Here is an 18610-nt window from a genome sequence, read left to right on the forward strand (position 1 = left end):
GGGTTCTGGGGGTCAGCCAGGAGGCGGTGGGGGACTGGTCGGGATTCAGCTGCCAGTCGCGGGAGACCCGGTCGACGGCGATGGGGTAGAGGGTCAGGGTGCCGTCGGGGTCGATCCGCATCCGGAGGAAGGACTTGGCGTCCTCGATGCCCTGGCCGGCGAACAGCTCGTTGAGGTTGACTCCGAACGATCCCGCCACCAGCAGGTACGCCGCCACCACCTGACTCGACAGCAGCCCGATGACCGGGGCGTATACGACCGCCGCGGCGACCGCCGGCAGCGGCCACGGCCAGTCGTAGAAGGGCAGCGCCAACCAGGCCCAGGTGCCGGCGGCGGCCAGCCCGACGTGCGCCAGCCCGTGGGTGACCCCCAGGATCCAGTGCCGGACGTGGCGTTTGCCGCCGGCGGTCGGCGGCTTGGCGAAGAAGGCGGCGCCGAGCAGCGTCACCCCCAGCATGATCACCAGCGGGACGCTGAACAGCCGCTGCTCGGGGCTGTCCGTCCGGTTCGCCGCCACCCCGGCCATGGCCAGCATCAGCAGCGTGTGCAGGGCGCCGAGCAGGGTGGTGAAGCCCGGGTTGCGGAACGGCAGCCGGGGGAAGATCCCCCAGCCGTACCGCCGGGAGCGGGCCGCCTCCGGGTAGCGGGCCGCCAGCTCATACGGGCGGGTGGCGCTGGCCCGGCGGGACAGGGTGTCCTTCGGCGGCACCTCGATCTGCTCCGGCAGCTTGTGCGTCGGGTACAGGTACGCCCCACCGCCCCCGCAGGTGATCAGCTGCCGCTCCGGGCCGGCGTACCGGGCGTAGTGGTGCAGGTCGCCGGAGACGAGCAGGCGTACGCGCGCGCCGGTGGGCGCGATGATCGTCCGCACGAAGTAGTCGATCGAGTCGTACGCGGTGGGATGGTCCACGGACTTCACCCAGGTGGGCGCGGGCACGGCCAGGATGATCCTGCTCTGCGGTCCCAACCGGCGGGCCACCTCGTCGAAGTAGGCCAGCTGCGGATCGTCGAGGTACGACCCGGACTGGTCGTCGAGGCCGAGCAGCCACCAGTCGGCGGGCAGTTCCACCGCGAAGTACGAGCGGGACTGCCCGGTGCCCCAGCCGCCGAAGTGCCGGTCTCGGGACCTGACGAACAGGCGCAGGAACGCGGTCAGGCCGTCGTACCAGTCGTGGTTGCCGGGCACGGCGAAGAGCGTCGGCCGCTCGGGCGGCGCCACCGGCAGCGCCGCCTGGTACGGCCCCTTGCACCGATCCTCGTACGCCTCGTACGCCGCCGACGGGTAGACCTGGTCGCCCCCCATCACCAGGGTCTGCGCCCGGGGCAGCCGGTGCCCGTCCACCTCCAGCTCCGGCTGGGCGAGCAGGTAGGCCACCGAGTACGTGGCGTTGAAGCCGTCGCCCAGGTCGGCCACGTAGTCCAGCCAGAGCCCGCCGTCCGGCCCGACCTGCCGCGCGATCTTCGAATCCAGCGCGTTCTGCAGCTCCCGCTTGTCCAGGTACGCCCCGAACAACATCGCCAGCAGCGTACGGATGCCGGTGCTGATCAGCAGGAACGGCGCCAGCCAGGGCACCGGCTTGCGCGGAGTGAAGCCCAGCTCCACCGGGTCGAGGCTGCGCGGTCGGCGGGCGGCTCGCTCGCCGGGGGCGTACTCGGCGGGAACGTCGGACCCGGACGTGGGGTGATCGTCGGTCACCCGCCGGAGCGTAGCGCCGACATGCCGCGATCGCTGTCCGGCGAACGACTGATCGTGCGCCGATGTCCGGATCTCTGGGTGGGGGAACCCCCTCGGCCGGTGGCCGGGCCGTGCCGTACACTTGACGATCGTTGCCGCCTTAGCTCAGTCGGCTAGAGCGACGCACTCGTAATGCGTAGGTCGACGGTTCGATTCCGTCAGGCGGCTCCATGGAAAGGCCCAGGTCACCGGCTTGATTGCCGATCATGGCCTGGGCCTTTTGCTTTCCGTGACAGGGCCGAGCAGCCAGAGCAGGCGACACCGAGACCGGCAAGGTGCTCCGGTGGGAGTTCGACAGCCAGGACGAGGCCCAGCAGATGGTGAAGCGTCTCGTCCAGGCCGACGGCGGCCAGTGACGCGAGCGGACCGGCGACGCGGCTACGCAGCCCCCGAGGTGAGGCGGCCGGCTGCCGGGATGGTGGGCTCCACTCGATCCGTCCCACACCGGCTTCACTCGCAGGGTGACAGTTGGCCGGCTCTCCGGGCTCGGCTGTCGCAGTACGTAACTGGAGTGCCGCCGATCGCACGCCAGGTGACACGTCGAGCGTCCGACCTGCCGAGCCGGTTTCCGCTCGTCGCGTCCGGTTGCCGGCGACTGCTCCATCAGGTCAGGCGCCTGCGAAGGATGTAGTTGAGCCCGAAGGCCGTCTCGCTGGTACGGACATCGACATAGCCGAGCCGGTGGTAGAACCCGTGTCCGGTGATGCTGGCCCCGGTCTCCATGTAGTCGTAGCCGTCGATCACGGCCAGCGCCTCGATATGCCGCATCAAGCGTCGCCCTATGCCCCGGCCGTGGGTCCGGGGGTGCACAAACATGGTGTAGACCTTGTTGCCGTCACGGGAAACCGTGCCGGCGATCCCATCCAACTCGGCGACGAACACCTGTCTCTCCGTGGCGAGTTCCTTGATGCGTGCCGGTGAGAAGTGGGCACACATCCGTTCGATGACATCGGCTGGATAATCGTGGCTGTTGACCTGACGCAAGCAGCATTCGATCAACTCGACCACGGCCGAAGCGTCTGCATCTTCGAACGACCGTATCGTCGCCATCGATACATTCTGCCTGCCACCCGAGGGCAGAAGACAGTAAGGTGCCCGGCGTCCTGCGACCAGCGCGCAGGGACTGCGGCATGAGCGGGTGCTTCGCCACGCCGATCACCGTTGGCTGCGGCTACGAGGGGAACCGCTTCCAGTGCCCCTCGGAGACGACCTCGACGGTGCCGTCGGTCACCTTGATGGCCGTCTGGTCGTCGATTGCGTACGCCGGACCATGCTCAAGGCTCGGGTAACCCATCAACTGAAGTCACCGCGTAGCGCATCGAGCGGAGTGACCAGCTCGGCCAGCCGATAGCGCCGAGGAACTCCTCCACAGCGACCACGACTTGACTCAGCACCGCAATCGACTCGGTAAGCGGGCCCTGTACGTACATACCGTGGTCCGCGCCTTCCACCTCGAGCACATGGGGCGACAGCCGGCGGGCGAGGTCACCGTCCCATAGCTCGTCGGCAGTGCCACCCACGAGCAGGAACGGCGCGGTGGCGCGGCCCAACGCATCAACCACCCACGGCAGGGTGAGCAAGGGCGTGAGCCACACGGCCGGCAAGGATCGTTCGGCGGCAATCGCTGCCGCATTCGTGCCAAGCGACTTTCCGATCAGCAGTGGGCGACCGCCAATGGTGTCGATCAGCGGAACTATCTCACCGCCAACCCAACTTTCGATTTCTGGCTGATCAGGCTCCGGAAACTCTGTGGACCACGAATACCGATGTACCGTTGCGCCCCGCCGCTCCGCCACATCGCCGGCATACATCAGCAGGGGAATCCCCGGTCCGAACCAGATGCCGGGAATCACGACAACGTCAGCCATGCGATCGACCCTACCTAGTGGTGTGGCCACATAGGTTTGTCGAGTCGACGGCGTGCTGGCTGGAGTCGATGTTCATGAGCGAAGGCATCCGCGTCCTAGCAGACGTGTTGTGCGAGGCCCGGCTTCGTAGGTGAGGGTGGCGCCCGGGTCGGTGGATCGACCGGTTCGTGAGTCTTGATCGCTACCTAGTCTGCTGATTTGCTGGCCGACATGACTGATCTCGGCCCCGTCGGCTGGCCGCCTGAGCCGATCCGGACCGAGAGGCTCGTGCTCCGTGAGTCCGAGGCCCGGGACCGTGCAACGTTCATCGAGCTGCTGGCGTCGCCGGAGGTGCACACCTATCTCGGCGGCCCCCGGCTGCGTGATGAGCTTGAGCGCGAGATGCCCGAGGTGCCCGAGCGGTGGCCCGGGAGTTTCGTCGTTGATCTCGACGGGACGATGGTCGGCCATATCCTGCTCAGGAGAGCAACTGGGCACCGTCGCCCGGCTGCCATGGGAAAGGCTGACCTCGGTTACCTGTTCTGTTCCTGCCGCAGGCATGGGGATTCGGGTACGCCGCCGAGGCGTGCGCGGCCGCACTCGACTGGTTCGACAGCGTCCTTCCGGGCGAGCCGGTGGTGCTCACCACCCAGACCGCCAACGTCGAATCGATGCGCCTCGCCGCGAAGCTGGGGTTCACCGAGGTAGAGCGTTTTCCGGCCTGGGACGCCGAGCAGTGGCTCGGCCTTCGGTCCCCGGTCACGCCCTCTGCTTGAGCTCTCAGGCGAGCGGTCCGCAATGAAGACCTCAGGGTTCCGCCCCGAACCCCGACCCTCAGAGATCAGCTTCTTCGCTGCTGATGTTGTTGATCCACACCTATGCACGCGAGAACTGAGGTCGCGTCGGCTGTCAGGAAGAGCTGGAAATAGTAGGGAGGGTCGACCTGCGTCACGCCACCAAGTCGCACAGGCTGTTCACCGAGCGCGTAGAGCGTCTCGACGGCCGCCGCGAAACCGAGCGTCGGGATGCCCCGATCCCTGGTAATGGCCTCCCGCGCCCGGTACGTGGACGCAAGGTTGCTTGCGGGGATCGATCCGCCGGAGTCGTCCCAGATGCGGAAGGGCGCACCCCGCTCAAGGGCTTCACGGCAGGCCGTGTCGGCGGGACTCTCGTCGGCAAGTAGAGAGATCAGCTCCTCGCGCTTCACCCAGCGACGGTACAGCCACGTCTGAACTAGCCCTGCCCGTGCCCGTTCAGGGCAACTCCTTGAGGTATCCGGTGGTCGGGTCGATCTCTGCGAGGAAGTTGCGGATGGCCTCTTCCATCTCAGGCAGGGTCATTGCGGAGCCGCTGGTGATTCCGAAGCCGTAGTCGTGCGGCCCGCTGAGCCAGTCGAAGTCGTACTCGCCGGGCTGCTCAGCACGCTCACGAATCCGAAATTGCTGCCCGTCGACCGTCATCATGATCGGACCCCCGTCGTGGCGAGGTCTCGTGTGCTCGGGCGCGAGGCCCGGCTCTGGTTCGGTCGACATGCCTGCCCCCTTCCTGCGCCCCACCGGGGCGCGCGGCGGTCGATATTCACGAGGTCGGCTTGTAGGCCCGAACTCGCGTCTCACGGCCTGCTGTGTAAGCCGATCGGCCACGGAGTGATGCCGACCTGCCATCAGCGTGCCATCGGCCAGGGCAGTAGGGGTCAGCGCGGAGGCAGCAGACAGCCGGAAATCGGTGATCGGCCGAGGCCGTGGATGCTCTCCCTGCGTAGCCGATCCGGTGGCGTTACGAACGCGACGGGGACGGCGAGGGCGTGGACGAGGCCACTACCTGCAGAACGCGTTGCCGAAGCTGGTCACGCATCGGACGGTGGGGAGGGGAGAAGGCGGCGGCTTCCAGCGCCTTGGGAAAGATACGCCGGATGCTGTCCCCGTTCTCTGCACCGTCCTTGGGAGCCTGGTACGTGACGGGCGGACCCAGGTGCAAGGCGATTGGCATCCCCAGCCCGGAGAGCTGGCTGAAATCGAGATTGGCCGGCCCCGCGGTGACATCGGCCGGCCACAACCAGAGGCAGTCCACCCACGTGTAGACGGTGTGCACGTCCTCCACGGTGTCGGCCCATTCCGGCTCCACCCCGAACACCGACGCCACGCAGGTCGGGTGCGGCCCTGGTTCCTGGGTCATTTCGGTCCGAAAGGTCGGGTCGTGTTCAAGCACCTCCACGACCCGCGCGGCGAGCTGGTCGCGCAGCGGCCCGGGAGGAAGCTCCCGCGTGCTGGGCGCGGACATCCACTTCAGGACGAAGACGCCGCCCGCCGCGACGACCAGCAGCGCCAACGCCAGCACCCACCCTCGCCGCATGTGCGAGCCTCCCTGATCGAACCAGCGATACCCCGCCGAGGGACGCTCCGGCCCTGCCGGCGGGGACGCTTCAGACTCGCGCAGCCCGGTGCTGCGGACGTCTGTGGGCACCTTCTCGGTCCACAGCCGTGACGGTAGCCGACCGCGCAAAGACCACTGTGGTCTCTGACCGCGCAATCACCAGGTCCCCGCGACGCTCATGCCGACCGCGGCGCGCTCGTAGCCGGTGTCGAGAGCCGGCACGTGCCCAGTGGTGATTCGGGTTCATTGCGTCATCGACGGCGGAGTCGCTATCCGAGCAACAACAGCGACTTGCCCACCGTCGTGCGCGCGGCCAGTGCCCGGTGGGCATCGGTGGCCTGGTCCAGCGGGTAGGTGGCGCCGATCGCCGGCCGCAGCCGTCCTTCCGCGGCCCGTTCCAGTGCAAGACTGAGCAGTTCGCGCACGGTCTCCTCGTTCGGTGGGCCGTCCAGCAGCGGAGCGAGCACCCGTACGCGGCGGCGCGCGGCCGATTCAGGGTCCGGGGCGGCGAAGCCGTCGGCGGTGCCGTAGGTGACGAACCGGCCGCCGTCGGCCACCGCGTCCAGGGCGGCCGTGCCGAGCCGGCCACCCGCCCCGTCGTAGACCAGTGCGACGCCGCCACCGGTCACCTCCTGTACCCGACGGATCCAGTCCGGGCGCGTGTAGTCGACGGCAGCCTCCGCGCCCAGCTCGCGGGCCAGTGCCAGTTTGGCGTCGCTGGATGCGGCGGCGACCACCCGGGCGCCGGCGTCGACGGCCAGCTGCACCAGCAGCGATCCGGCTCCACCGGCAGCCGCTGCGACCAGCACCCATTCGCCCTTCTCCGGCGTGCCCAGGCGGTCCAGTCTGAGCGCGGTCACGCCGTCGTGCACCAGCGCGGCCGCCACCTCGATGGCCAGTCCGTCGGGCACCGGCACGGCGTCGTCGACGTCCGCGGCGACCCGTTCGGCGTAACCGGTGCTGCTCCGCACGACCACCCGCCGACCGATCCATGCCGGGTCCACCCCTTCGCCGGTCTCCACCACCGTGCCCGCTCCTCCGCCACCCGGCACGTACGGCAACGTCCGCGGGAAGAAGTCCTGGCCCCAGCCGCTGCGCAGCAGGGTGTCGAGGAGGATGACGTCCGCCGCAGCCATGCCGACGACGACCTGGCCGGGCTCGGGCACCGGGTCGGGAAGTTCCGCCGGGGACAGCACCTCCGGACCGCCGAACACAGCCACCTGGATTGCGCGCATGTGTAGCACCCTTCGCATGGGACAGCGTCATGGCCAGTGTTCAAGCTGAAGCTTGGTTGAGGTCAAGTGCGCACGCCAGAAAGGTCCCCACCAGCGTTTCCGCAGGTGGGGACCTCTGCAGCCCGGCGAAGGGCTAGCTGGCCGGTGGCCGGACGAACCGCCGGATTCGCGGTGCCGAATCCGGTCAGACCAGCGGCCGGGCGCGGGTCGCGGTCACGGTCGCCGTGCCGTCGGTGGTCAACCCCGAGATCAGGTACGCCTGGTAGGTGCCGCCCGGCAGGACGGCCCACAGGTCCGGGATGCCGTCGGCGTTGATGTCCGCGGCCTCGAGGGTGCTGATCGCGACGCCCGTGTTCCAGTTCGCCGCCACCTGGTACTGGGTGCGGGTCAGCGAGCCGGTGCCGTCGCCGTTGTCGACCATGGTGACTCCGGTCCACAGGTACAGGTCGCCGGTGCCGGCGTTGCGCAGGAACAGCGCGGTGCCCGAGGCGGTCTCGGTGCTGGCGATGCTCCAGTTCTGCCAGTCGCTGCCACCGTTCGGGGTGGGATTGGTCAGCGCGATCGTGTTGATGTAGCCGCCGGTCATCCCGAGGTTGGGGTGGTAGCCGAGGCGGTAGCCGTTGGCGGCGTCGCCGGAGAGGGCGATCAGGTCTGGGTAGCCGTTGTCGACGCCGTCGGCGGCGTACCCGTTGACCACTGCCAGCGGTGAGTTTCCGTAGGCGTCGAGGAGCTGGCTCGGGTCGATGCTCTGCTGGTTGCCGCTGAGGTTCGGGTCGGCCATCGTGCCGTCGCCGGCACCCCGGATGATGCCCGCGCCGCCCGGGTTGACCCCGCCCGGGTAGTAGACGAGGAAATCCTGCTCGGCGAAGCCGAAGAACCGGCCCGTGATCACCTGCGCGCCGTCGAAGTCGGCCGGCGACGCTGTGCCGCTGACGCCGTTCCCGCGCAGGCCGATGTTGACGGCCGGGGTCTGCACCTGGCCGGTGCCGACGCCCGTCTTGCGGGATTTCACGCCGAGCGCGGACCAGACGCCGGAGCCGAGGCCGGTGCCGGGGCCGCCGAGGGCGACCAGATCGGCGACCCCGTCACCGTTCAGGTCCTTGTCGACCGGACCCGTGGTGAGAGCCGGCGCGGGCTTCGGCGAGGCGTGGGCCGGCAGAGCCGGAGCGAGCGCGGTCAGCGCGAGCGCCACTGGTGCGGTCCACGCGATCAGGCGCCGTCGACTGAAGGTATCCGTCATGTGTCCCCCGCACATTGAGGAATTTGCCGTTCGGACGGTACCGGACGCAAGCAATAGCGCACTGCCCCTGAGTTGGGCTAAGCGCAGGTCGGCAGCCGCCCGGTGGCCGGTAGTTGATCTTCATGTGACCATCGGCTAACGTGCGCGCCCGTGAAGCGTATTCGTGTTGGTTCCGCTGTGTTCATCTGTGCCGCCCTGATGACTCTCACCGCATGTGCGGGGGAGGACACCCCGGCGGGGCCGACCTCGCCTGCCCCCGTGGCTCCCTCCTCGGCAGCCGCCTCCGCCTCCTCGGCGCCGTCCTCGCCCGCTGCGGCGGCCATGAGCGACAAGAAGCTCTGCGAGTCGGCGAAGAAGGCCGGGGCCGAGATGAAGGCGAAGCTCATCGCCGCGGTGTCGTCCGGCCAGGAACCGTCGCCGGCTGTGTTCAAGGAGATCCTGACCGAACTGGACGGGAAGGTCACCACGCTGGCCGCCGCCGGGGGTGACAGCAAGGTAGCCACCGCCCTGAAGAATTTCGGGATGGAGGCGTCCAAGGCCGCCGCGTCGCCGGACCCGGCGCAAGCGGCCGACAACCCCGCTCTCGAGAAGGCCGGCGCAGACATCACCGCCGCCTGCAAGGCGTCCGGAGTCAGCGTCATCTTCTGACGGCACCGCCTTGATCGGCTGTCCCGTCTCCATCGCCGCCGTCACCGGAAGCCATGCAGCCGGCTTCCGGTGACGGCGGCGACGTGCTTTCTGGTCCGGTGGCGACCTGCTCACCGCCAGGGAGTTCTTCGAAGCATGGCGCATGCCGGCGGGATGACCTGACGCTTACGCTCGACCACGATCAGAACCCCGAGGTCGTACGCGCGGCCGGCCGATTGCAGTGGCGCCGCAGCGGCCGGGTGGCACCTCCGCCGATGGCCGGTTTCGATGCACCCGGGTGCGGCAGCCGGTCGGGCCGGCGATCGGGTCGGTACTCGAAGTGCCACCACTCGTTGTCGTACACCCGGTGCAGGTGGTGGCGGGCGCCGTGCTGCTCCAACCAGCGCGCGCCCTCGACGGGCCGTACGTCGAGCGCGGTTCCCGCGACGTGCCGCGACTCCTGCGGGGGCAGTACCCGCCGTCGTGCCGACTCCGGTGAGCCGGTCCGTCGGACCGCCTCGGCGAAGAGCCGTGCCTGCTCCTCGGCGGCCCGGTGTCCCGAGGTGAGCCCGATCAGCTCACGGTCGCGCCACAGCGCCTGCGTGCGGGCCGCCTCGAAGGCCGCCCGCGTCCCGGGCGTCAGGCCGGCCAGGTCCTCGGCGGGGAAACGTATCGCCAGCGCCCACTGGCAGGCCACGTGCCGTGCTCGGCGGCGGGCGACGACGAGTGCCAGGGGCAGCAGCAGCACCGCGAGCAGCAACGTGACGACCTTGTACGCGCGGTCCCGGCGCCGAGCGGACCGAGCCCCGGTCATGATGTGCGCCCGGCGGGCGAGGTGGACGACGGCCCACCTGACCCCGGTCGCCGTGGCCGGTTGTGAACGCCCGGAAAGCTCCTCACCATCGATGGAATCCATGAGGGCAGATTTCCGTAAGTCCTACCCGTGCGCCTGAGTACCGCTACTCATCGCACGGCACGGATCACAATCCGATCAGGTGGGTCACTGCTCGGCGAGCAGCCCCTAGATCAGGGTGTCCGTCCACTCGCCCTTGGTCCAGTGGTCCCGGCGCAGGTCGCCGGCAGCGGCGCCGCGCGATGGCCGCCTTGGCCTATGTGCCGTAAGCACCTCCTCGGCCCGCCCGCAGGTTTCGACGGATTCGATATGGACGGCGGCGCCGCCAGGGCGCGGCGTGAACCCGATGGGGCCTAAGTGGCGATACATGGTGAGGAAGCAAGTACGTCTGGAAGCGGGCTGAGATGAGACGAGCCGATCGGGTTGCGGTACATGCTGGTTGAGCAGCGGTCTGTCGCCGACCAGGAGTCGGATGCCTGGTATGTGAGGGCCTCTTTGGCGGATCATCGCCTGTTCACGGTTCTCTATGACCGGCATTCGGCTGCCCTGTACCGGTACGCCCACGGCCGGGTAGGAACTGACGCAGCCGACGATGTCGTGTCCGAGACGTTCTTGGTGGCATTCCGGCGCCGTCAGCGCTACGACGCCTCTCGGCTAGACGCCCGGCCGTGGCTGTTCGGGATCCTGACCAAGGAGATCTCCCACTATCGGCGCCGCGAGCGGGCGCACTACCGCGCTGTGGCTCGATGCGACCCGGTCGAAGTCGTTCCCGATCTGGCGGAACGGGCAGTGGCTGGCGCGGCGGCTCACGCCCTGCGGGCACCACTAGCCCGGGCGTTAGCCGACCTAGCCAGTAGGGATCGCGACGTCCTGTTGCTTATCGCGTGGGGTGGGCTCAGCTACGAGGAGACCGCCCACGCGATCGGCATCCCCGTGGGCACGGTGAGGTCACGGCTCAACCGTGCCCGAGGCAAAGTCAGCAGCGCGCTCGGCGGCGACGATCCGACGCGGGCGGTAGAGGAGGCGATGTGAACGATCAACAGATGATCGACAAGGTCAAGGCGTTGCTCGATCCGGCGGAGCCGCCACCGCACCTGCGAGGGCGGGTAGATCGCATGATCGCCGGATCGGCGCGATCGGCGCGCAGGCGGCCCTGGAGACTCGCCACCGTCGGTGCTGCGGCCACCATCGGAGTGCTCTCCCTGCTCATCGGCTCGGTAGTCAGTATCAACGGGGAGCCGCCTGCCGCCAGCGCTCAGGCAGCGGAGATCCTCCACCGTGCCGGTGACGCCGCTCGGGCCGACCGGACTCCGATCCCCCGCGCCGACCAGTTCATCCTGACCACGACGAAGGGCTTCGCCCCTGTCGTCGGACAGGACGATCTCGCGACGACCCTTACCCGCTCCTGGATGTCTGTTGACGGCACCCGCGACAGCCTGATCCGGGTCAGCGACCCACCGGCTGGCGGCCGGCAGTCGACGGTAATTCCCGGTTGCCGGGATGGGCGGGCCGCAGAGTGGGGGCCGAACGGCAGCCTCCTGAAATCCACCCGGCCATGCACGCCAACGCCGGCCTACTTGAACAACGCGCCGACCGACGCCACCAGCATGCTGAACTACCTGCGGCGGATGAGCAGCGGCACCGCGTCGAGCGACGAAGAGACCTTCGCCAACGTGGGAGAGCTGATCCGCGGATACCTGCCCGCACAGTCACGGGCCGCCCTGTACGAGGCGGCGGCGAAGATCCCCGGGGTGGTCGCCTCTCCCACCATGACCGACGCGGCAGGTCGCTCCGGCACCGCAGTGTCGCTCGTTGGGGACGTCGACCGGTACGACCTTATCTTCGAACCGCAGACCTACCGGTTCCTCGGCTGGCAGGTCGTACCGAAGGCCGAAAGCGCCGGTCGACCAGTCCGATCCCAAGTGATCTTGAGCGTCACCATCGTCGACCGCGCCGGGCAGACGTCGTAGCACCGCCGACCAGACGTCGACAGCGCACAGGGGGGCGGCCGCCGGGGCCGTGGCCGCCCCCCTGCTCACGTCAGACCGATCACGGGAAGTACTGGAACGGGCTGCTACCGCCCCCGATCGACCCGCCGTTCTGGTTGAAGGGCGTCCACGTCGTCGACCCGGTACCGGCGCAGGAGCAGTCGTTCGGTACGGATCGGCAGTGCCAGCTCAGACATGCCGCCCAGTATCAGCGTTCCTACCGCAGGCGCGGGGCGGTGCACACCGTGCGGCAGGCGAAGACACGTCGGCGGCGGGTGCGACGGCAACGGGGTCGCGCGGTCAGCGGGCGCAGCCGATGATCTCCCCATGCTCCTCGCCGTGGTCGTTGCAGTGGTGGCGTTCCTCGCCTGGCTGACCGTCGCCCGGGAGCGCCGGCTCAGCGCGGTGGTGCTGGCGGTGCTGCTCGCGGTGTCGGTCGGCACCGCCGCCCTCGCGGCCGTCCAGCCTCGGGCGGCGGTGGAGTCGCGCGTCCTGCTCTTCCTCGGGGTCGCCGCCACGTTGCTGGTCGCCCGGGAGACCCAGCGCCGCCGGTACCGCGATGCTCGGGCGGGCCGGCGCTGGCCGTACCGGATCGTGGTCGGCCTGGCCCTGGTCATCGCCGTCGGCTGCGTTCCGGGCTGGGCGCTGGACCGCAACGAGGACGGCTTCGTGCCGTCCGTACGCGAGCTGGGTCCGTTGCCCGCGGACCTCACACTGCGGGCGGACGGCCCCGGGGAGTGTGGCCACGGCGGGTGTGCCGCCGGGTACAGAGTGGCCGGTCGGCCGGGTGAGCCGGCGGAGCAGGTGGCCCGGCGGATGTGGGAGCACCTGGGCGGCCGGGGCTGGCCGGCCGCCAACGGCGGGCGGAGCTGCCGTCCCGTCGGCTGGCTGCTCGACCGCCGGGAGACGTGCGTCTGGATCAGTTCACCGCAGGGGGCGGTCGAGTTGATCCTCTCGGGTGGCCGGCCCTACCCCGCGTACAACGACTTGAGGTACTCCGGGCCGTAGCGGCGTTCCAGGTCGGCGAGGCTCTCGGTGGTGTTCTCGACCTCCTTGATCAGCCGGGCCCGGGTCGGCAGCACGTCCGGCTGCCAGGTCTCCGGCTGCCACAGCTCCGAGCGGAGGAACGCCTTGGAACAGTGGTAGAAGATCTGCTCGACCTGGACCTCGATCGCGAGGATCGGCCGGTGCCCCTTGACCACCATGTCGTCGAAGTACGGCGCGTCCCGCAGCAGCCGCGCGCGGCCGTTGATCCGCAGCGTGTCGGTCCGCCCGGGGATCAGGAAGAGCAGCCCGACGTGCGGGTTGTCCAGGATGTTGCGGTAGCCGTCGGCGCGCCGGTTCCCCGGCCGCTCCGGGATCGCCAAAGTCGTCTCGTCCAGCACCATGGCGAAGCCGGCCGGGTCGCCCTTGGGCGAGACGTCGCAGCTGCCGTCCGCTCCGGCCGTCGCGATCAGGCAGAACGGCGACGCCGCCAGCCACTGCCGGTCCCGCTCGTGGAGCACGACCCGTTCCTTGGCGACCGCCCGGGGCATCGGTGCCCCCAACAGGTCGCGCAGCTCCTCGTGCGAGGTGATCTCCACCGTCACGTCCGCCTCCCCCGTGCGTTGACCTCGGTGGCGGCCCGGCGAGAAGCCCACCGCCGTCCGTCAGCCTAGGCGGGCGCGGCAAAGCGCGAGGTTTGCCCATGGCGGCGGCGGGTACCGCCTCACACAGCGCCCCCGACCCGAGCAGTGGAGGCCCGCCATGGAGAGCCGTCTGAAGGTGCTCGGGCACCCCGTGCACCCGATGCTGGTGATGTTCCCGGTGGCGCTCCTGGTCGTCGGCACCCTCTTCGACATCGTCGACACCGTCGGCGGTCCCGACTTCCTCGGCGAGGCGGCGTACTGGAACATCACCGTCGGTCTGGTCGGCGGCCTGCTGGCCGCGGCGGCCGGGGCGTTCGACCTGCTCGCCATCCCGGCCGGCACCCGCGCCAAGCGGGTGGCGCTCACCCACGCCGCCGCGAACGTGGCGGTCATCCTGCTCTTCGCCGCCGTCTGGGTGGTCCGGCTCAACGCCGAGTCCCGGGCGGCCGGCGGCGCGCTGATCGCCATCGAGGTGGTCGGCGTGGCCATCCTCGGCGTCAGCGCCTGGCTCGGTGGCGAGCTGGTGGACCGGCTCGCCGTCGGGGTGGACCGCGAGGCCGGACTCGACGCCCCCAGCTCACTGCGGCCCCCGGCGGCCACCCAGCGGATCGGAGACGTGCGATGACGGAACAGCCCGGTGGATTCGGTCGAGGATGGCGGGGCCGGCAGCAGGGCTGGGACCCGATGGGGGAGCTCCAGTCGCTGCGGTCGGAGCTGAGCCGCCTGGTCGGCGGCCGGGGCGGCTCGTCGGACGTCGAGCTGAGCGAGACCGCCGACGGCTGGGAGGTGGTCGTCCGGCTGCCCGGGGTGGCACCGGAGGAGGTCGCCGTCGAGCTGGACGACCGGGAGCTGTGCGTGCGCGCCCGTTCCGAGGCGGAGGTCAACGCCGACCACGGCATCCCGGGCGGCTTCGAGACCCGCGGCTTCGAGTACCGGATCGACCTGCCGTCCCGGGTGGACCCGGACGCCATCGACGCGGTGATGGACCACGGCCTGCTGCGGGTCCGCCTGCCCCGGGCCAAGCGGCCCGCGCCGCGCACCATCACCGTCGGCCGCTCCGGCCTGCACGGCGGTCCGGCCGCCGGGGGTACGAGCAGACTGGCCGATCCGGCGGCGGACCGGGAGATGCACCACCCGGACACCACCGCCGACGAGATCGACCGGCTGTAGCACCCGGGTGGCCGCCCCGTCCCTGCTCGGCCCGGTCGGCGAGCGCGTGCCCGACGTGCGGCGCATCGCCGTGCTGCGCGCCAACGCGCTCGGCGACTTCATTTTCGCGCTGCCCGCGCTGGAGTCGCTGCGGGCCGCGTACCCGGAGGCGGAGATCGTGCTGCTCGGCGCGCCGTGGCACGCGAAGCTCTGGCGGGACCGGCCCGGCCCGGTGGACCGGGTCCTGGTGATCCCGCCGGCCCCCGGCATCCGCGACCCCGGCCCCGACGAGGCGCCCGCATCCATGGACGACTTCCTGGAGCGGACCGCCAAGGAGGGCATCGACCTGGCGGTGCAGATCCACGGCGGCGGGGGGAACTCCAACCCGCTGATCAGCCGGCTCGGGGCCCGGGTCACCGCCGGGCTGCGGGCCGAGGACGCGCCGCCGCTGGACCGCTGGATGCGGTACGTCTACTACCAGCACGAGGTGATCCGCTACCTGGAGGTGGTGGCCCTGGTCGGCGCCCCGGCCACCACCGTCATCCCGGCGCTGGCGGTCACCGACGCCGACCGGGCCGAGGCGCGGGCGGTGCTCGGGGAGCCGGACCGGCCGCGGGTGGCGCTGCACCCCGGGGCCACCGACACCCGCCGGCGCTGGCCCGCCACCCGCTTCGGCGAGGTCGCCCGGTCGCTGCACGACGACGGGTACGAGGTACTGGTCACCGGCACCCCCGCCGAGCGGGAGCTGGTCGACGAGGTGGTGGCGGCGGCCGGCGTCCCGGTACGCCCGCAGGTCGGCACGCTCAGCCTCGGCGGCCTGGCCGCCGCGTACGCCGGGTGTGCGCTGGTGGTCTCCAACGACACCGGCCCGCTGCACCTGGCCGGTGCGGTCGGCACCTCCACCGTCGGCATCTACTGGCTGGGCAACCTGATCAACGGGGCGACGCCGCTGCGCGCCCGGCACCGTCCCATCGCCTCCTGGACCACGCACTGCCCGGTCTGCGGGGTGGACTGCACCCCGGGGATCTACCCGCACCGGCCCGGCGACGGCAACTGCCCGCACCGGGACTCGTTCGTCACCGACGTGCCGGTGGTGGAGGTGCTGGAGGCCGCCGCCGAGCTGCTCCGCCCGGAACCGGGCGCGCCGCGCTGAGCGCCGCTCAGGCCGGCTGCGGGGTGTCGGACTCGGCGAGGACGACCTCCCAGGCCTCCACCTCGCGTTCGGTGACCGTGGTCGGCGACTCCAGGTGGTACGCCCCGCTGGGCAGCACGCCGGCGCCGCCGTGGCGCGCCATCACGGCGAGCTGCGCGGCGACGTCCTCGCCCTGGTGCTTCGCGGGCAGCCGCCGCCAGAACTCGAAGCCCCCGGAGTCGACCAGCGCCGCCCGGTCGTAGAGCACACAACCGCCGATCCAGGAGACCTTGTACGCTCGCCAGGCGCCCGGCGGCAGCTCCAGCTTGCGCGTCACGTGCAGCAGGTTCGCCGCCGGGTGGATCGACGCCCGCTGCCACTGCGGGGTGCCCGGGCGGATTCGTTCCGGCACCACGGGCCCGTCCCACTCCTCGTAGTGGCCGTGGGTCTCCGGGCGCACGTCGTCGGCGTACGACAGGCCGTGCACCGCGTTGCCGACGAAGCCGCAGCCCAGCTCCCCGATCGCGGTGACCAGCCGGTGCAGGGTGCCCGGCTCCAGCCAGACGTCGTCGTCCAGGCAGAGCACGTACCGGGCCGCCGACCGTCCGAGCAGGTACGCGCGGTGTTCGGCCAGCCCGCGCCGGGGCAGCCGGCGGGTCAGCAGCACCGGGTGCCCCCGGTGGCGCAGCGTCCGGACCATGGTGGCCGCCGCCGGGTGCGCGTACGCGGGTTCGCCGTCGGACTGGTCGCTGACCACCACCCCGAACCCCGGTACGCCCTGCTGGGCGGCCAGCCCGGAGAGGGTGACCGCCAGCTCGGCGGGACGGTTGCGGGTGGGGATCAGCACGTCGAGCTGCCGGGGCAGGCGGAACTCCTCGGCGCTGCCGAGGTCGAGCGGTCGGTTCACGCCGACCTGCCCATGCGCTGCGGAGTCTCGGGCTGCGCCGACCGGGTCGGGTCGGCCGGCTGCGGGGACGGGGTCCCCTGGGCGCGGATCCGGTCGATGATCGCCGAGGTGGAGCGGTCCGGCACGTACCCGAGGGTGCGGACCTGACCACCGAGCCGGCGCACCAGCGGCGCCTCCGGCACCATCTCTGGCGGGTAGTCGCCGCCTTTGACGTACACGTCGGGCCGGACGGTCTCGATCAGCTTGGCGGGCGAGTCCTCCTCGAAGACCACCACGTGGTCCACGCAGGACAACGCGGCGAGCAGGGTGATCCGGTCCTCGACCGGGTTGACCGGCCGGTCCGGGCCCTTGAGCCGGCGGACGCTGCCGTCGGAGTTGACCGCCACCACCAGCAGGTCGCCCAGGGCGCGGGCCTGCTCCAGGTAGCGCACGTGCCCCGGGTGCAGCACGTCGAAGCAGCCGTTGGTGAAGACGATGGAGCGACCGGCGCGCCGGTGGTCGGCGACGATCGCGTCCAGTTCGGCGGTGCCGACCAGTATCGGGTGGGCCGTACCGTCCGATGTGGTGCCGAGCGCGGCGAGCAGGTCCTCGCGGCGGCACACGCAGGTGCCGGTGTCCGACACGGTGATGGTCGCGGCGAGCTGGGCGAGCTGGGCGGCGGTCGGCAGCGGCGCGTCGGCCGCCAGGGCCAGCGTCATCGCCGCCAGGTACGCGTCACCGGCGCCGACGGCGTGGCTGGCCGGTACGGGGGTGCTGTGGCTGCGCCGGGGCTCGCCGTCGGCGCCGCCGACCACCGCCCCCTCGGTGTCCAGGGTCACCGCCACCACGTCCGCGCCGGTGTGCGCCCGCAGCTCCGCCAGGCGCGACTCGGCCAGCTCGGCCCGGTCGACGCCCTCCCCGGCGGCGGTGTTCACGGTGACCCCGGTGCCGGTGACGCTCATTCCGTCGCCGGTCATCGCCACCCGGTCCTCACCGGGCGTGGGCTCCCCGGTCGGGCCGGTGCCGACGGTGCCCGACGGTCCGCCGGTGCCGCCGAAGCGGGCGCCGCCCGGGGCCGCGCCGACGCTCAGCTCGGACGGGCCGTCGGCCGGGTCGACCGGCGGGTGGTCCAGGTGCAGGTCCGGGCCGGCGGCGGGCCGGCCGGTGGGGCGCGGTGCGGCGCCGAAGCCGGCGGCGGCGCGGGCCAGCAGCCGGGCCGCCTCGGCGAAGCTCGGGGTCACCACGGTCGGGGCGAGCCCCCGCCAGTCGGCCAGGTCGTGCGCGTCCAGGGCGACGGTGGTGTAGCGCTCCCGGTTGGCCACCAGCCAGGCGCGGACCGGCGCGGGCAGGCCGCCCAGGCCGTAGTCGCAGACCACCAGGGTGGGCGTCGCCCCGCCGGCGGCCGCCTTCAGCTCCTCGGTCGCGCAGTCCAGCGCGGTGAGCAGTCGTCCCACCCCGTCGGCGTCGAGCGGGTCCTCCGGGTCACCGGAGTCCTCGCGGAGCAGGATCTGGTTGCCGGCGAGCATCCGCCGCTTCACCGGCGTCGGCCGGTGGGGCTGGCTGACGGTACGGTCCCAGACCCCGGCCCGGTCCAGGCAGTCGTGCAGTTCGTCGCCGGCCACGTCGGCGCCGACCGGGGCGACCAGCAGGGCGCGGCCACCGAGGGTGGCGATGTTGACCGCCGTGTTGGCGGCGCCGCCGGCGGCGGAGATGCGTCGGCGCAGGGTGAGTACCGGGGCGGGCGCCTCACGGCAGAGCCGGTCGGACTCGGCGAACCGCCACTCGTCGAGCATGGCGTCCCCGACGACCAGGACGGGACGCCCGAGCCAGCTCTCCACGACGGTCGCGAGCCGGCGCTGTTCCGCTGCTGCTCCTGCCATGCCTTCCCGACTCCCCCGACCACCCCCGCCCAAACAT

Annotated in this window: 20 protein-coding genes, 1 tRNA gene and 2 pseudogenes; 10 read left to right on the forward strand and 13 right to left on the reverse strand. The window is 71.1% G+C overall.

Annotated elements, in window-relative coordinates; genetic code table 11:
- On the reverse strand, positions 1-1696 hold a 1696-nt coding region (locus tag ACSNN7_RS25000), incomplete at its 3' end, for a metallophosphoesterase family protein (RefSeq protein ID WP_436683383.1).
- Positions 1697-1829: 133 nt separating this feature from the next.
- Between ACSNN7_RS25000 and ACSNN7_RS25005 the strand changes: the two genes are divergently transcribed.
- Positions 1830-1906 (forward strand) — tRNA-Thr (locus ACSNN7_RS25005).
- A 432-nt stretch (positions 1907-2338) separates the two neighbouring features.
- Here ACSNN7_RS25005 and ACSNN7_RS25010 read toward each other — a convergent pair.
- The 3 genes and pseudogenes from ACSNN7_RS25010 to ACSNN7_RS25020 all read right to left on the reverse strand — a co-directional run bounded on the left by ACSNN7_RS25010 (position 2339) and on the right by ACSNN7_RS25020 (position 3603).
- Complete coding sequence (locus ACSNN7_RS25010; RefSeq protein WP_436683384.1) at positions 2339-2785, reverse strand: GNAT family N-acetyltransferase; 447 nt, start codon at positions 2783-2785, stop codon at positions 2339-2341.
- A gap of 121 nt (positions 2786-2906) precedes the next feature.
- Positions 2907-3002 (reverse strand): annotated as a pseudogene (locus ACSNN7_RS25015) (peptidase E); the annotation flags it as partial.
- Positions 3003-3009: 7 nt separating this feature from the next.
- Positions 3010-3603 (reverse strand): alpha/beta hydrolase, encoded by a 594-nt coding sequence (locus ACSNN7_RS25020; protein WP_436683385.1) that lies wholly within the window; start codon positions 3601-3603, stop codon positions 3010-3012.
- 210 nt (positions 3604-3813) lie between these two features.
- Between ACSNN7_RS25020 and ACSNN7_RS25025 the strand changes: the two are divergent.
- Both ACSNN7_RS25025 and ACSNN7_RS25030 read left to right on the forward strand, forming a co-directional pair.
- Positions 3814-4107 (forward strand): annotated as a pseudogene (locus ACSNN7_RS25025) (GNAT family N-acetyltransferase); the annotation flags it as partial.
- 23 nt (positions 4108-4130) lie between these two features.
- Positions 4131-4358 (forward strand): GNAT family N-acetyltransferase, encoded by a 228-nt coding sequence (locus ACSNN7_RS25030; RefSeq protein WP_436683401.1) that lies wholly within the window; start codon positions 4131-4133, stop codon positions 4356-4358.
- Between the two features lie 65 nt (positions 4359-4423).
- On the opposite strand, the gene ACSNN7_RS25035 is transcribed toward ACSNN7_RS25030, so the two are convergent.
- The 5 genes from ACSNN7_RS25035 to ACSNN7_RS25055 all read right to left on the reverse strand — a co-directional run bounded on the left by ACSNN7_RS25035 (position 4424) and on the right by ACSNN7_RS25055 (position 8430).
- Positions 4424-4789: a hypothetical protein gene (locus tag ACSNN7_RS25035; protein WP_436683386.1), complete on the reverse strand. Its 366-nt coding sequence runs from the start codon at positions 4787-4789 to the stop codon at positions 4424-4426.
- Positions 4790-4835: 46 nt separating this feature from the next.
- Positions 4836-5114, reverse strand: a complete 279-nt coding sequence (locus tag ACSNN7_RS25040; protein ID WP_436683387.1) for a hypothetical protein — start codon at positions 5112-5114, stop codon at positions 4836-4838.
- 244 nt (positions 5115-5358) lie between these two features.
- A complete protein-coding gene (locus tag ACSNN7_RS25045; RefSeq protein ID WP_436683388.1) occupies positions 5359-5910 on the reverse strand; it encodes a hypothetical protein in 552 nt (183 codons plus the stop codon).
- A 314-nt stretch (positions 5911-6224) separates the two neighbouring features.
- Entirely contained in the window at positions 6225-7190 is a 966-nt protein-coding gene (locus ACSNN7_RS25050) for a zinc-binding dehydrogenase (RefSeq protein WP_436683389.1), read from the reverse strand.
- Between the two features lie 184 nt (positions 7191-7374).
- A complete protein-coding gene (locus ACSNN7_RS25055) occupies positions 7375-8430 on the reverse strand; it encodes a hypothetical protein (protein WP_436683390.1) in 1056 nt (351 codons plus the stop codon).
- A 321-nt stretch (positions 8431-8751) separates the two neighbouring features.
- Between ACSNN7_RS25055 and ACSNN7_RS25060 the strand changes: the two genes are divergently transcribed.
- Positions 8752-9078, forward strand: a complete 327-nt coding sequence (locus tag ACSNN7_RS25060; RefSeq protein ID WP_436683391.1) for a hypothetical protein — start codon at positions 8752-8754, stop codon at positions 9076-9078.
- Between the two features lie 181 nt (positions 9079-9259).
- Here ACSNN7_RS25060 and ACSNN7_RS25065 read toward each other — a convergent pair whose 3' ends face one another.
- Positions 9260-9871, reverse strand: a complete 612-nt coding sequence (locus tag ACSNN7_RS25065; protein WP_436683392.1) for a D-alanyl-D-alanine carboxypeptidase family protein — start codon at positions 9869-9871, stop codon at positions 9260-9262.
- Positions 9872-10342: 471 nt separating this feature from the next.
- Here ACSNN7_RS25065 and ACSNN7_RS25070 point away from each other — a divergent pair, with 471 nt between their 5' ends.
- The 3 genes from ACSNN7_RS25070 (at position 10343) to ACSNN7_RS25080 (ending at position 12906) form a co-directional block, all read left to right on the forward strand.
- Entirely contained in the window at positions 10343-10942 is a 600-nt protein-coding gene (locus tag ACSNN7_RS25070) for an RNA polymerase sigma factor (RefSeq protein ID WP_436683393.1), read from the forward strand.
- Positions 10939-11880: a CU044_5270 family protein gene (locus ACSNN7_RS25075; RefSeq protein ID WP_436683394.1), complete on the forward strand. Its 942-nt coding sequence runs from the start codon at positions 10939-10941 to the stop codon at positions 11878-11880. The genes ACSNN7_RS25070 and ACSNN7_RS25075 overlap by 4 nt, the downstream gene beginning before the upstream one ends.
- A gap of 345 nt (positions 11881-12225) precedes the next feature.
- Positions 12226-12906, forward strand: coding sequence for a hypothetical protein (locus tag ACSNN7_RS25080; protein WP_436683395.1), 681 nt, complete (start codon positions 12226-12228; stop codon positions 12904-12906).
- Here the strand turns inward: ACSNN7_RS25080 and ACSNN7_RS25085 are convergent.
- Positions 12867-13487: a pyridoxamine 5'-phosphate oxidase family protein gene (locus ACSNN7_RS25085; protein ID WP_436683396.1), complete on the reverse strand. Its 621-nt coding sequence runs from the start codon at positions 13485-13487 to the stop codon at positions 12867-12869. The genes ACSNN7_RS25080 and ACSNN7_RS25085 overlap by 40 nt on opposite strands.
- Before the next feature lie 157 nt (positions 13488-13644).
- Between ACSNN7_RS25085 and ACSNN7_RS25090 the strand changes: the two genes are divergently transcribed.
- The 3 genes from ACSNN7_RS25090 to ACSNN7_RS25100 are packed head-to-tail and all read left to right on the forward strand — an operon-like array spanning position 13645 to position 15828.
- A complete protein-coding gene (locus tag ACSNN7_RS25090) occupies positions 13645-14151 on the forward strand; it encodes a DUF2231 domain-containing protein (RefSeq protein WP_334452328.1) in 507 nt (168 codons plus the stop codon).
- Entirely contained in the window at positions 14148-14696 is a 549-nt protein-coding gene (locus tag ACSNN7_RS25095) for an Hsp20/alpha crystallin family protein (RefSeq protein WP_436683397.1), read from the forward strand. The genes ACSNN7_RS25090 and ACSNN7_RS25095 overlap by 4 nt, the downstream gene beginning before the upstream one ends.
- Before the next feature lie 7 nt (positions 14697-14703).
- A complete protein-coding gene (locus ACSNN7_RS25100) occupies positions 14704-15828 on the forward strand; it encodes a glycosyltransferase family 9 protein (protein WP_436683398.1) in 1125 nt (374 codons plus the stop codon).
- Positions 15829-15835: 7 nt separating this feature from the next.
- Here ACSNN7_RS25100 and ACSNN7_RS25105 read toward each other — a convergent pair whose 3' ends face one another.
- On the reverse strand, positions 15836-16714 hold the full coding sequence (locus ACSNN7_RS25105) for a glycosyltransferase family 2 protein (protein WP_436683399.1): 879 nt from the start codon (positions 16712-16714) through the stop codon (positions 15836-15838).
- A complete protein-coding gene (rfaE2, locus tag ACSNN7_RS25110; RefSeq protein ID WP_436683400.1) occupies positions 16711-18573 on the reverse strand; it encodes a D-glycero-beta-D-manno-heptose 1-phosphate adenylyltransferase in 1863 nt (620 codons plus the stop codon). Before rfaE2 ends, ACSNN7_RS25105 begins: the two co-directional genes overlap by 4 nt.
- Positions 18574-18610 lie beyond the last annotated feature (37 nt).

This window comes from Micromonospora sp. URMC 105, assembly GCF_051386295.1.
Lineage (GTDB): Bacteria > Actinomycetota > Actinomycetes > Mycobacteriales > Micromonosporaceae > Micromonospora.